At 71.0% G+C, this 12,480-nt stretch carries 10 protein-coding genes; 4 read left to right on the top strand and 6 right to left on the bottom strand.

Going from position 1 to position 12,480, the window contains the following annotated elements:
• Window positions 1-122: 122 nt before the first annotated feature.
• The 3 genes from ACWFRJ_RS10340 to ACWFRJ_RS10330 form a co-directional block, all read right to left on the bottom strand.
• The gene (locus tag ACWFRJ_RS10340; protein ID WP_453526740.1) at window positions 123-1,145 is read right to left on the bottom strand and encodes an endonuclease/exonuclease/phosphatase family protein; all 1,023 of its coding nucleotides are present in this window, start codon (window positions 1,143-1,145) and stop codon (window positions 123-125) included.
• Window positions 1,146-1,318: 173 nt separating this feature from the next.
• Window positions 1,319-1,837 (bottom strand): TetR/AcrR family transcriptional regulator, encoded by a 519-nt coding sequence (locus ACWFRJ_RS10335; protein WP_453527207.1) that lies wholly within the window; start codon window positions 1,835-1,837, stop codon window positions 1,319-1,321.
• A gap of 184 nt (window positions 1,838-2,021) precedes the next feature.
• Window positions 2,022-3,614 (bottom strand): MFS transporter, encoded by a 1,593-nt coding sequence (locus ACWFRJ_RS10330; protein WP_453526737.1) that lies wholly within the window; start codon window positions 3,612-3,614, stop codon window positions 2,022-2,024.
• Between the two features lie 156 nt (window positions 3,615-3,770).
• Between ACWFRJ_RS10330 and panB the strand changes: the two genes are divergently transcribed.
• The 3 genes from panB (at window position 3,771) to ACWFRJ_RS10315 (ending at window position 6,944) form a co-directional block, all read left to right on the top strand.
• Entirely contained in the window at window positions 3,771-4,682 is a 912-nt protein-coding gene (gene panB / locus ACWFRJ_RS10325) for a 3-methyl-2-oxobutanoate hydroxymethyltransferase (RefSeq protein ID WP_453526734.1), read from the top strand.
• Window positions 4,683-5,100: 418 nt separating this feature from the next.
• Window positions 5,101-6,120, top strand: a complete 1,020-nt coding sequence (locus ACWFRJ_RS10320) for an ATP-binding cassette domain-containing protein (RefSeq protein WP_453526732.1) — start codon at window positions 5,101-5,103, stop codon at window positions 6,118-6,120.
• Window positions 6,117-6,944, top strand: coding sequence for an ABC transporter permease (locus ACWFRJ_RS10315; RefSeq protein ID WP_453526730.1), 828 nt, complete (start codon window positions 6,117-6,119; stop codon window positions 6,942-6,944). Before ACWFRJ_RS10320 ends, ACWFRJ_RS10315 begins: the two co-directional genes overlap by 4 nt.
• 11 nt (window positions 6,945-6,955) lie before the next feature.
• On the opposite strand, the gene ACWFRJ_RS10310 is transcribed toward ACWFRJ_RS10315, so the two are convergent.
• Window positions 6,956-10,306 (bottom strand): BTAD domain-containing putative transcriptional regulator, encoded by a 3,351-nt coding sequence (locus ACWFRJ_RS10310; protein ID WP_453526728.1) that lies wholly within the window; start codon window positions 10,304-10,306, stop codon window positions 6,956-6,958.
• A gap of 340 nt (window positions 10,307-10,646) precedes the next feature.
• Here ACWFRJ_RS10310 and ACWFRJ_RS10305 point away from each other — a divergent pair, with 340 nt between their 5' ends.
• Entirely contained in the window at window positions 10,647-11,450 is an 804-nt protein-coding gene (locus tag ACWFRJ_RS10305) for a site-2 protease family protein (protein WP_453526726.1), read from the top strand.
• Here the strand turns inward: ACWFRJ_RS10305 and ACWFRJ_RS10300 are convergent.
• Together ACWFRJ_RS10300 and npdG are read right to left on the bottom strand one after the other, a co-directional pair.
• The gene (locus tag ACWFRJ_RS10300) at window positions 11,440-11,628 is read right to left on the bottom strand and encodes a hypothetical protein (RefSeq protein ID WP_453526724.1); all 189 of its coding nucleotides are present in this window, start codon (window positions 11,626-11,628) and stop codon (window positions 11,440-11,442) included. The two genes, ACWFRJ_RS10305 and ACWFRJ_RS10300, sit on opposite strands and share 11 nt — an antisense overlap.
• Window positions 11,629-11,734: 106 nt before the next feature.
• The gene (gene npdG / locus ACWFRJ_RS10295) at window positions 11,735-12,439 is read right to left on the bottom strand and encodes an NADPH-dependent F420 reductase (protein WP_453526722.1); all 705 of its coding nucleotides are present in this window, start codon (window positions 12,437-12,439) and stop codon (window positions 11,735-11,737) included.
• Window positions 12,440-12,480: the final 41 nt, after the last annotated feature.

The following is a 12,480-nucleotide window of genomic DNA, read 5'->3' as shown; positions in this document are numbered from 1 at the left end:
TGCGTCATGTGGCGGAAGGGCCGCGCCCGAAGGGGCGCGGGGAACCGCGCGACCAGCCACGACGGGCCCGCGGGCAAGAGCGGGCAAGAACTGCCCCGTCCCGCTCCCCCGCCGGTCAGAGGCTAGAGCTCGAGCCGCGCCGCGATCGGCAAGTGGTCGCTGCCCGTCTCCGGCAGCGTCCACGACGACAGCGGCTCGACGCCCTTGACCATGATCTGGTCGATCCGCGCCATCGGGAACGACGCCGGCCAGCTGAACCCGAAGCCGTCGCCCGCCGCACCCTGCGTGGACCGCATCTGCGAGGTGACCACGTTCAGGGCGCGGTCGTTCATCGTGCCGTTCAGGTCACCGAGCAGCACGACCTTGGAGAGCTTCTCGTCGGCGATCGCCTCGCCGAGCGCGTCGGCGCTCGCGTCACGCTGGTTGGCGGTGAAGCCCGCGTCCAGCTTGACCCGTACCGACGGCAGGTGGGCGACGTACACGGCGACCTGGCCCTTGGGGCTGTCGACCGTCGTGCGCATCGCGCGCGTCCAGCCCAGCTTGATGTCGACGGGCTTGGTGCGGGTCAGCGGGTACTTGCTCCACAGGCCGACCGTGCCCTGCACCGAGTGGTACTTGTAGGTGCCTGCCAGGGCCTTCTCGTACGTCGGGACGGCGCCCGCAGTGAGCTCCTCGAGGGCCACGACGTCGGCGCCGGACGCGGCGACGTCACGGGCGGTGCCCGCCGGGTCGCCGTTCTCCGCGTTCACGTTGTGCGTGGCGACCGTCAGATCGCCGCCCTTACCTGACTTGTCGGAGATCAGGCCGCCGAAAGAGTTCACCCAGATGACGGCAGGAAGCAGCACGGCGATCAGCGCGGTGGCCGACTTGCGGACGAATCCGATGACGAGGAGCACCGGGACGAGGAGGCCGAGCCAGGGCAGGAAGGTCTCGATGAGGCTGCCGAGGTTGCCGATGCCGTTCGGGATCTGCGCGTGGAAGAGCATCACCAGGGCGAGCAGCAGCGCGACCCCGGCCGTGACGAGCCCACGCCTCCAGATGCCCCGGTCGCCGCGCCACCCTTCGACCAGGCGGCGGAACCGGGACCCCTGGCGGCCCGGTTCCGAACCGTCGCTGCCCGTCTCCGTCACATACGCCTGCGTCATACGCTCGTCGCCTCACTGATGCCGTGCAACCGTCCTCGCCCCTGAAACCCTAGGCGATGAACGGGTGTCCTCCCCGCCGTTCGTGACGGCCGTACGGGACAAGGACGAGCGGTGTGGCGCGCCGAGTTCCACATCTCACCGCACAACGGGCCTCTGTAACGAAACACTCACATTCACCCCGGAGGCCGCAGACCCGCGAGAACAGTGTCCACGATCCGCTCGGCGAGGTCCTCGTCGAGCGGCGCGTCGGAGCGCATGACGGTGCGCACGAGCATGGGTCCGACGAAGAGGTCGTTGGCCAGCATGATGTCGACGCCCGGGCACAGTTCGCCGTTCTCGACGCCTCGGCGCAGCACGCCGATCATGATGCGGCGCTGCGGTTCGACGACGGTCGCGTGGTACGCGTCCCACAGCTTCGGCAGGCTCTTCATCTGCGCGAACACGTTGTGCAGGAGTGCGGATGACCTCATGCTCACGCCGCGTCTGCGCAGATGGTCGAGGCAGGTGATGAGATCGCCGCGCATCGAGTCCCCGGCCAGTTCGGGAAGCGGGCCGTCCACACCGCGCAGGATGTCGACGAAGAGCTCTTCCTTGCCGCTCCAGCGGCGGTAGATGGTGGCCTTGCCGACACCCGCCGTGCGCGCGATCCGCTCGATGGAGAGGTCGGCGAGGGGCACACCGTCCTCGATCATCTTCAGGACGCCCTCGACGATCGACCGCTCGACGGCCTCGCTGCGGGGGCGCCCTCGGACGCCTTTGGCGGTGTGGGCCACGTCTGTGTGCTCCGTCTCTCGTCGTCCGACGCTCTACCAGGCCGATTGTCCCTCCTGCCCGGCCCGGCACCCCCGGTCACGCCCCCGTCCCCCGTCACTCCGGTCAGTGCCCCGCGCCCACCGCGTCGGTCTCCTTCTGCTCCGCCTGCGGCTCCTGGGGCGTGCGGCCCGGCAGGAACAGGGCGACGACCACGACGCCGATCAGGGCGACGCCCGCGCCGCAGAGCGCCGTGATGTGCATGGCGTGCAGGAAGGAGTCGTGGGCCGCTGTGACCAGCGGTTCGCCGCGCGGGCCGAGCTTGGCCGCGACGCCGAGGGTGGCCTCGATGGACTCGCCCGCGGTGTGCCGTATGCCGGCGGGCAGCAGGGTGAGCTTGTCCTCCACACCGCTGCGGTAGGCCGCGGAGAGCACGGAGCCGAGCACCGCGATGCCCAGCGCGCCGCCGACCTGGCGGAAGGTGTTGCTCAGCGCGGAGGCGGAGCCGGCCTTCTCGCGGGGCAGCGCCTGCATGATGACGACGCTGGCGGGCGTCATGGTGTGCGCCATGCCGGTGCCCATCAGGAAGAACATGACCTCCAGGATCCAGATCGGCGTATCGGCCTCCAGGATCGTGAAGGCGGCGAGCATGGCGGACAGGAGCAGCAGCCCGCCCGAGCACACGGCACGGACGCCGAAGCGGTCGACGACCAGGCGGGCGCGCGGCGCGAAGATGATCTGCGCGGCGGCGAGCGGCAGCATCAACAGGCCGGTCTGCAGAGGTGAGTAGCCGCGCACGCTCTGCGTGTAGAAGACCGCGAAGAACGTCACGCCCATCAGCGCGAAGAAGACGAGCGCGAGCGAGCTGATCGCCGCGGAGAACACGCGGTTCTTGAAATACGAGATGTCGATGGAGGGGTGATCGCTGCGCTTCTCGTACAGCACGAAGCCGACGAGTACGGCGAGGCCCGCGACGATGGTCGCGAGGACGGCGGGGTCGGTGAAGTCGGCGAGCTGGCCGCCCTTGATGATGCCGTAGACGAGCAGGACGAGGCCGACGATGGACAGGGCCACGCCGAACAGGTCGATGCGGCCCGGCTTGGGGTCGCGCGACTCGGGCACGAGCCAGATCATCAGTCCGATCGCGATGATCACGATCGGCACGTTCACGAAGAAGACCGAGCCCCACCAGAAGTGGTCGAGCAGTACGCCGCCGGTGATGGGCCCGATCGCGATGGCGAGGCCGACACCACCCGCCCAGATGCCGATGGCCTTGGGCTGCTCGTCGCGCTCGAAGACGTTCATCAGGACGGCGAGGGTGGCGGGCATCACGAAGGCGGCGCCGAAGCCCATCACCGCGCGGAACAGGATGAGCTGGAGGGACGAGCCCGACTCGGCGGCGAGCGCGGAGCCGACACCGAAGACGGCGAGGCCCACGAGCAGCATCTTCTTGCGGCCGAGCCGGTCACCGAGCAGGCCCGCCGTGAAGAGGAGGCCGGCGAAGACCAGGGTGTAGGCGTTGATGGCCCACTCCAGGTCGCTCTGGGTGGCGCCGAGGCCCGTGGGCGCCGGGGTCGAGATCGTCTTGATGGCGACGTTCAGGATCGAGTTGTCGAGCACCACGATCAGCAGGCTCAGCATCAGGACGCCGAGGATCGCCCAACGGCGCCGGTGTACGGCTTCCGGTATGCGCGGGGTGGTGCCGGCGGGAGTAGTCATGACTCCCACGCTAGACCCGTTCCGATACGAGACCGTCTCGTATTGTAAAGACTTTACCGAAGTGTCCACTAGCCGACGGACGGCACGCGATGCCACCATGGAGAGGATCCGGGGACGCCGTCAGGGCGCCTCGAGATAAGAGAAGGAGCCGTTGCGATGACGCAACTTTCGGCTGCCCAGACTGCCCAGACTGCCCAGACCCAGCCTGCGGGGCCCGCCGCGAGCCAGTCCACCGACAGCAGCAGCAAGGCGCTGTACGGAGGCAAGAGCACCCGCCGCATCACCGTCCGGGACATCACCGCCGCCAAGGAGCGGGGCGAGAAGTGGCCCATGCTCACCGCGTACGACGCGATGACCGCGTCCGTCTTCGACGAGGCCGGGATCCCCGTGATGCTGGTCGGCGACTCGGCGGGCAACTGTCACCTCGGGTACGAGACCACCGTGCCCGTCACCCTCGATGAAATGACCATGCTCTCCGCGGCCGTCGTACGGGGCACGTCGCGTGCCCTGATCGTCGGCGACCTGCCCTTCGGCTCGTACCAGGAGGGGCCCGTCCAGGCCCTTCGCTCGGCGACGCGCCTGGTGAAGGAGGCCGGGGTCGGCGCGGTGAAGCTGGAGGGCGGCGAACGCTCGCTCGCCCAGACCGAGCTGCTCGTCTCCTCCGGCATCCCGGTCATGTCCCACCTCGGCCTCACGCCGCAGTCCGTGAACACCATGGGCTACCGCGTGCAGGGCCGCGGCGACGAGGCGGCGCACCGCCTGCTGAGCGACGCGAAGGCCGCGCAGGACGCGGGGGCGTTCGCGGTCGTCCTCGAACTGGTCCCCGCGGAGCTGGCGGCCGAGGTCACCCGCTCCCTGCACATCCCGACGGTCGGGATCGGCGCGGGCGAGGGCTGCGACGCGCAGGTCCTGGTCTGGACGGACATGCTGGGCCTGACCGGCGGCAAGATGCCGCGCTTCGTGAAGCAGTACGCGGATCTGCGGGCCGTGATGACCGGCGCGGCCAGGGCGTTCGCGGAGGATGTGGTGGGCGGGGCGTTCCCCGCCGCGGAGCACTCGGTCCACTGATACGGCTGGGCGCGGTCGCGCTCGGCGCTTGAGCCATAGCGGCACCACCGGCAGCCCGTCGAAATCCCCCGTCGACGGGCTGTCCGCTTTTCTCTCGCCGGGGGGCGGGGCGGGGGCGGGGCTTGTGGCTTGCCGGGGTCCCGCCTTCCCTGACCCGGTGACCTGATGGGTTCACCGGGTGAGCGCACCCCCCTCACATCCGCCGCTGCGCGTACGGGGCCCTACGGTCCGCCGCCTCGTGTGCGGCCTTTCGTCCGCCGCTTCGCGGCGATGTCTCCCGCCCACCCGCAGGGAAAGCCGCCGCGCAGGCCCACCCGAGGCGCCCCACCCGGGGTGGAAAGTGAGCGGTGTGAGCCCCACCGGCCAGGTGTCGGCGGGATGTCGGCGGTTTGTCGGTGGCGGCTGCCAACCTTGCGGCATGAAGCGAATCGACAACACCCCCGGCGGCGCCGGAAACGCCGTCACCGTAAGGGGACTGGTCAAGCACTACGGCGAGACCAAAGCACTGGACGGCGTGGACGTAGACGTACGCGAGGGCACGGTCCTCGGCGTCCTCGGCCCGAACGGCGCCGGCAAGACCACCCTCGTCCGCTGCCTCTCCACCCTCGTCGTCCCGGACTCCGGCTCCGCCTTCGTGGCCGGTTACGACGTCGTGAAGCAGCCCCGCCAGCTCCGCCGCGTCATAGGCCTCACCGGCCAGTACGCGGCCGTGGACGAGAAGCTCTCGGGCCGCGAGAACCTGTACATGATCGGGCGGCTCCTCGACCTCTCCCGCAAGGACTCCAGGTCGAAGGCCGACTCCCTCCTGGAGCGGTTCTCCCTCACCGAGGCGGCGAACCGCCCCGCCAAGACGTACTCCGGCGGCATGCGCCGACGCCTCGACCTCGCGGCGTCGATGATCGGCAACCCGTCCGTCCTCTACCTGGACGAGCCGACCACCGGCCTCGACCCCCGCACCCGCAACGAGGTGTGGTCCGAGGTCAAGCGCATGGTCAGCGACGGCGTCACCGTGCTGCTCACCACCCAGTACATGGAGGAGGCCGAGCAGCTCGCCTCCGAGCTGACCGTCATCGACCGCGGCAAGGTCATCGCCAACGGCGGCATCGACGAGCTGAAGGCGAAGGTCGGCGGACGCACCCTGCGCATCCGCCCGGCCGACCCGCTGGAGCTGCACCCGCTGGCAAGCGCCCTCGACGACATGGGCCTGACCGGCATCGCCACCTCGACGGTGGACGCCGAGTCCGGCACGGTCCTGGTACCGATCCTCAGCGACGAGCAGCTCACCGCCGTGGTCGGCGCGGTCACCGCGCGCGGCATCACGATCGGCTCGATCGCCACCGAACTGCCCAGCCTGGACGAGGTGTTCCTCTCCATCACCGGCCACAAGGCCAGCGCCCCGCAGGACGTCCGCCCCGAACTCGAGGAGGTTGCCGTATGAGCAGCGCCACTCTCACGCCGCCTCTCCATCAGGGAGAGGCCGACGCCCGTATCGGGCTTCGCGACCACGTGCGCCACACCAGCGCGCTCGTCCGCCGCAATCTGCTGTGGATCCGTCAGGACCCGGAGTCGATGCTCGACGCGATCCTGATGCCGATCATCTTCACGCTCCTGTTCGTGTACGTCTTCGGCGGCTCCATCGGGCAGGCGCTCGGCGGCGGCCAGGACCAGTACGTGCAGTACGTGGTGCCGGGCATGATGGCGATGATGAGCATGAACATCGCCATGGCCGTCGGCACAGGCTTCAACCAGGACTTCCAGAACGGCATCATGGACCGCTTCCGCACCCTGCCGATCGGTCAGGGTTCGGTGCTCTTCGCCAAGATCGTGGTGGAGCTCATGCGGATGTTCGTCGCGACGGCGGTCATGATGGTCGTCGGTGTCCTTGTGGGCTTCGACATCACGAACTGGGGCGGCCTGTTCGCCTCCGTGGGTCTGGCCGCACTCTTCGGCTCGGCCATCATGTGGATCTTCCTGGTCCTCGGTGTCGCGCTGAAGAGCGCCCAGTCCGTGCAGGCGATGGGCTTCCTGATCCTGATGCCGCTGCAGTTCGGTTCGTCGATCTTCGCGCCGACGCAGTCGATGCCGGGCTGGCTGCAGGCCTTCACCGACTACAACCCGCTGTCCTCGCTCGCGGACTCCGCGCGCGGCCTGATGGTGGGCGGCCCGGTCGCCCACGACATCTGGGTGACGGTCGGCTGGTCGGTGGTGCTCACGGTGGTGATGGCACCGATCGCGATCCACAAGTTCCGCACGAAGAGCTGAGCGCGGATCCGCTAGCCGGTGATGTGTCTGTCGCAGAGAGCGGCGGCCTCCTCCACGGAGAGGCCGCCGCCTTCCTCGTACGCGGCTTCGTACGCGGTGTCACCCAGTGCCGCGCGCGCCGACTCCTCGGCGGCCGTGTGGATCTCGCGCTCCGCGGCGGCGGCGAAGTGACCGGACGGCAGCTCACGGCGGGCGACGCCGATCAGCCGCGCGGCGTCGGCGGCGTGCCGACCGCCGTCGAGCGCGGCCAGGGCACGGGCGGCGGTGGTGAGATGGACGGAGGTCATCTGCGGCGCCATCATCTTGGTCAGCGGGTCGAGGGACTTGTCGAGCGCACGGCGCGCCACGGCGAGACCTTCGGTATGGCGGCCGTCCACGGTGGCGAGCCACGCCTCGGCGCCCAGCGTGAACCCCTCGAAGATGACGAACTGGACGGCCTTGAACTCCTCCTGGAGGAGACGGAGTTGTTCACGCGCCTCGGCGGTACGCCCGGTGCGGCCGAGCAGGTCGACGAGGAAGAACCGGGAAGCGGGCATGGACTCGCCGTTGCCGCCGCCCATGCCGTCATGCTCCAGGACCGACCAGAGCAGTTCCTCGCCACGGGCCAGTTCGCCCGCTTCGGCGAGCGCCGCCCCGAGCCGGGCCGTGAGCACGCTCACCTGCGCGGGGGCGCCGAGCTGCTCCGCGTGCTCGATGGCGGCGGCGAAGTCCTCGGCGGCCAGGCGGTACCGGCCGCGCCGCTCATGGGCCTCGCCGCGCGAGGAGAGCGCCTCGGCCATGCCCCACACGTCGCCGAGCCGGGTGAAGATCTCCAGGGACTCGTCGGCGTCACGGCTGGCGTCGCCCGCCCAGTCGGCGCGGTTGGCCAGGACGTTGGCGCGCTGCTGCAAGGACGCGGCGAGCTCCCAGTCGTAGCCGAGCTCGCGGCAGGTGACGATGGTCGCGTCGATGAGTTCGTACAGCTGGGTGATGTCCCCCTCCATCAGCACCGCGAAGAACCACAGGCTCCCCGGCGACCAGCAGGTCTGCGGAAGGCCGGGGCGGTACGCCTCCCGGATGCCCGCGAGTCTCTCGACGGACTCGGGCGTCTGCCAGGCCTCCAGGTTCATGTCCATGCAGGAGAGCTGGATGAGGTGGACTCCGCGACGCGCCTCTTCGAGCACCTCGGGGCGCATCGGCAGCGGGGCGTCCGTACAGCGTTCGTAGAGCGGTTCCACCGGGGTGACGGGGCGGGCGAAGGGGTCGGGGCCCAGAGCGACGACGTCGCGGGACCAGTTGCGGATCTCGACGCGCAGGTCGCGGATCGTCCAGAACCAGGAGAGCGAGAGGACAAGACAGAGCGCCTCCTGCTCCTCCTCGGCGGCGACGGCGTGCCGCAGGGCGGTGCGCAGGTTCTCGTACTCGATCTCGAGCCCCTCGACGGCCCGCCGCTGTCCGCCGCCCCGCAGCCGAGGTTCGGTGAGCCTGGCGAACTCGCGGAAGTACACGAGGTGGGCCCGCTCGGCGGCGGCGCGGTCACCGGCCTCGTCGAGCCGCTCGCGCGCGTACTCGCCGACGGTCTCCAGGAGCCGGTAGCGCATCACGCCTTGCGGCGAAGGAGCCGCGACGACAAGAGACTTGTCGACGAGGGAACCGAGTACGTCGGCGACGTCGAGCGGCTGCACACCTGTCCCACCGGCGGGCTCGGCGGGCTCGGCCGGGGCCCCGCACACCGCCTCCGCCGCAGGCAGGTCGCAGCCGCCCGAGAAGGCGGAGAGGCGGCGCAGGACAGTGCGCTCGGAGGTGTCGAGGAGGCCCCAGGACCAGTCGACGACCGCGCGCAGGGTCTGCTGGCGGGGCAGGACCGTGCGGGCGCCGCTCGTCAGGAGACGGAAGCGGTCGTCCAGGCGGTCGGCGATCTGCCGGGGCGTGAGCATGCGCAGGCGGGCCGCGGCCAGTTCGATGGCGAGCGGCAGGCCGTCCAGGCGCCGGCAGATCTCCGCCGCGGCCGCCCTGTCGTCCTCGATGCGGAAGCCGGGTCGCGCCGCCGCGCCCCGGTCCGCGAGCAGGCGCAGCGCGATCGGCTCCGGCAGAGGCTCCACGGGGCGCAGCAACTCCCCCGGCACGCCCAGGGGTTCACGGCTCGTGGCGAGGACGGTGAGGCCGGGGCAGTGTGCGAGCAGCCGGTCCGCGAGGCGGGCGGCGGCGTCGATGACGTGCTCGCAGTTGTCGAGGATCAGGAGCATGCGGCGGGACCCGCAGTGCTCGGTGAGGCGTACGACGGGGTCGTCGCCGTGCCGGTCCGACGCCGCCCGCAGCTCTTCGGCGCCCGCGCCGCGCAGCACCGTCTCGCGGGCGCCGAGCGCGGTGAGGACGGCCTCAGGGACCGCGTCCGGGTCCTCGACCGGCGCGAGTTCGGCCAGCCATACGCCGTCGGGCACACCGCCCGCGTAGGCCTCGCCCGCCTCCTGCGAGAGCCGCGTCTTCCCGGCGCCGCCGGGCCCGAGCAGCGTGACGAGGCGGGCCCGCGCCAGGTCGCCCCGGATGGCCTCGATGTCGCCCTCGCGGCCGACGAAGGAGGTGAGCCTGGCCCGCAGGTTGCCCTGTGCCTTCTGCGGCGGGCGGGGCCGGGCAGGCGGCGCCTGCGGCGCGTCGTGCCGCAGCAACTCCGTGTGGAGGGACTGGAGTTCGGGCCCGGGGTCGGCGCCGATGCGGTCCGCGATGAGGCGGCGCACTTCGTCGTACGCGGCGAGCGCCTGCGCCGGGCGGCCCGCGTCGCGCAGCGCCCGCAGCCGCAGGGCCTGGAGCGGCTCGTCGAGGGGGTGGGTGTCGCACAGGGCGGCGAGCTCGGGCAGCGCCTGCTCGGCCCGGCCGAGGGCGAGGGCCGCGGCGAGCCTGGCGCGGCGGGCTTCGAGCCGGCGGGACTCCCACCGGGCGGCCTGCGCCGCGCGGTCCGGGAGGTCGGCGAGCGCGGGGTCCTGCCACAGGGCGAGGGCGTCGTCCAGGAGCATCGCCGCCTTGGCCGCGTCGCCGTCCGCGAGGGCGTTCGCGCCCTCGCGCGCGAGGCGGTCGAAGCGGTACAGGTCGATGTCGTCCGGTGCGGCGCACAGCGCGTAGCCGCCGCCGTCGGTCGAGATGATCGCCCCGGCGCCGACGGCCCGGCGCAGGCGCCCCACCAGTGCCTGCAGTGCGCCGGTCGCATCGGCGGGCGGATCGCCGTCCCACACTTCGTCGACGAGTACGGACGCCGGGACGGGGCGGGGGACGCGGAGGGCGAGGACCGTCAGGAGAGCGCGCAGCCTTGTGCCGCCGACGGGGGTGGGGGTGCCGTCGGCCTGAATCGCCTGAGTGGTGCCGAGAATGCGGTAGCGCACGGGGTCCATTGTCTCCGGTGGAGGTGAGGGTCGGTAACGGGTGCCGCGCCGGGCCCGGGCGCACCGTCGGTCACCGGCGCCGCGAAGTCCGTCGTCGAGCGCTGCCGGGCCGCATCCCTGCGAGCCCGCGGTGCGGGAGAGCCGCCGGTCACATGCTCGTTTCCGGTACCTCGATCGAAACCGGCACCCCCACCTCCCGCCGAAGGTACCCGTGCCCGCACATCACGTTCCACAGCGCCATACCCCCCACCCTCCCTGGAACTCCCCACTGAGTGCGAGACGTTTTCGTCGTACGCCGGGGTACGGTCCCGTACGACAACCGGCCCGCCAGACCCAGGAGCCCCGCCCCATGACCACCGCTCCCACCCGACGCAGCGACCGGCGGATCAGCCCCGTCTTCCTCGGGATCGCCGCCGTCACCGCGGTCTCCGGCTGGGCCGTATGGACCGGATTCGCGAACAATCCGGGGATCGCCGTCTTCCTCTTCGTGACGGCCGCCTGGATCGTCTCGCTCTGTCTGCACGAGTACGCGCACGCCCGCACCGCCCTGCACAGCGGCGACATCTCCATCGGCGCGAAGGGCTATCTGACCCTCAACCCGCTCAAGTACACGCACGCGCTGCTCAGCATCGTGCTCCCGGTGCTCTTCGTGATCATGGGCGGGATCGGTCTGCCCGGTGGTGCCGTCTTCATCGAGCGCGGCCGGATCCACGGCAAGTGGAAGCACAGCCTCATCTCGGCCGCCGGGCCGCTCACGAACGTGCTGTTCGCGATCGTCTGCACCGCGCCCTTCTGGCTCGACGCACTCTCCGGCGTCCCGGACACCTTCCGGTTCGCGCTCGGTTTCCTGGCCCTGCTCCAGGTGACGGCCGCGATCCTGAACTCGCTGCCCATCCCCGGCCTCGACGGCTACGGAGTCATCGAGCCCTGGCTCTCGCACAAGATCCGCCGCCAGGTGGAGCCGTTCGCGCCGTTCGGCCTGATCGCCGTCTTCGGCATCCTGTGGATCCCCGAGGTGAACGGCGCCTTCTTCGACGCGATCGACGCGATCCTGCGCGGCCTCGGCGTCAACGACCTGATGACTTACTGCGGCCAGGACTTCTACCGCTTCTGGGACGGCGACCCGAGCCAGTACTGCACGCTCAACCCGTAGCGGCGCGCGCGTTCCGCTCGGCCTTCGCCCGGCGCAGGTAGTACCACGCCATGTTCGACGAGAGGCCCGCGAGCAGCACCCAGACGACGCCGATCGGGTTGCCCTGGACGAAGGAGACCACGGCCGCCGCGACGGCAAGGACGCAGACCGTGAGGGCGTAGAGAGCGAGTCGGGGCATGGGGGTCGGCTCCTGTCGGGGGTCGGTTCGGGTGACGCGGGGACACCGCACGCAGCGACGTACGAGAACGGCGTCCGCACCCAGTGTCCCCCATGCCCGCTACGTCCTAGACGTCGGTCACGCGAAGGCCCGCGTGTGCCTTGTACCGCCGGTTCACGGAGATCAGGTTGGCCACCAGGGACTCGACCTGGTGCGCGTTGCGCAGGCGTCCCGCGAAGACGCCCCGCATGCCGGGGATCCGCGCGGCAAGGGCCTGGACGAGGTCCGTGTCGGCGCGGACCTCGCCGAGGACCATCACATCGGTGTCGATCTCCTCGACCGCCGAGTCCTGGAGCAGGACGGCCGACAGGTGGTGGAAGGCGGCCGTGACCCTGGAGTCCGGAAGGAGGGCGGCGGCCTGCTCGGCGGCGCTGCCCTCCTCGGGCTTCAGGGCGTAGGCGCCCTTCTTGTCGAAGCCGAGCGGGTTCACACAGTCGATGACGAGCTTGCCGCTCAGCTCCTCGCGCAGCGCTTCGAGGGTCTTGCCGTGCCCGTCCCACGGCACGGCGACGATCACGATGTCGCTGCGCCGCGCGCACTCCGCGTTCTCGGCGCCCTCGACGCCGAGGCCGAGCTCGTCGGCCGCGGCCTGCGCCCGCTCGGCCGCGCGGGAGCCGATGATCACCTTCTGGCCCGCGCGGGCCAGGCGGTAGGCGAGGCCGCGGCCCTGGTCGCCGGTGCCGCCGAGCACGCCGACGACGAGCCCGGAGACGTCGGGCAGCTCCCAGGGGTCCTTCGCCGGAGCCTTCTGCACACTGTCGTTAGAGGTCATGCGGCCGACCTTACTCACCGCCCGGCCGCCGCCCGGCTCCT

This window comes from Streptomyces sp. NPDC055239, from assembly GCF_053606205.1.
This window is presented reverse-complemented; position numbering and strand designations above follow the sequence as displayed.

Bases quoted from the DNA above. Each gene is read 5' to 3' on its own strand.
- ACWFRJ_RS10300 (WP_453526724.1), bottom strand. From the start codon at position 11,628: ATGCCCCGACTCGCTCTCTACGCCCTCACGGTCTGCGTCCTTGCCGTC.
- ACWFRJ_RS10335 (WP_453527207.1), bottom strand. From the start codon at position 1,837: ATGATCGAGGACGGTGTGCCCCTCGCCGACCTCTCCATCGAGCGGATC.
- ACWFRJ_RS10310 (WP_453526728.1), bottom strand. From the start codon at position 10,306: ATGGACCCCGTGCGCTACCGCATTCTCGGCACCACTCAGGCGATTCAG.
- ACWFRJ_RS10320 (WP_453526732.1), top strand. From the start codon at position 5,101: ATGAAGCGAATCGACAACACCCCCGGCGGCGCCGGAAACGCCGTCACC.
- ACWFRJ_RS10330 (WP_453526737.1), bottom strand. From the start codon at position 3,614: ATGACTACTCCCGCCGGCACCACCCCGCGCATACCGGAAGCCGTACAC.
- ACWFRJ_RS10305 (WP_453526726.1), top strand. From the start codon at position 10,647: ATGACCACCGCTCCCACCCGACGCAGCGACCGGCGGATCAGCCCCGTC.
- ACWFRJ_RS10315 (WP_453526730.1), top strand. From the start codon at position 6,117: ATGAGCAGCGCCACTCTCACGCCGCCTCTCCATCAGGGAGAGGCCGAC.
- panB (WP_453526734.1), top strand. From the start codon at position 3,771: ATGACGCAACTTTCGGCTGCCCAGACTGCCCAGACTGCCCAGACCCAG.
- ACWFRJ_RS10340 (WP_453526740.1), bottom strand. From the start codon at position 1,145: ATGACGCAGGCGTATGTGACGGAGACGGGCAGCGACGGTTCGGAACCG.
- npdG (WP_453526722.1), bottom strand. From the start codon at position 12,439: ATGACCTCTAACGACAGTGTGCAGAAGGCTCCGGCGAAGGACCCCTGG.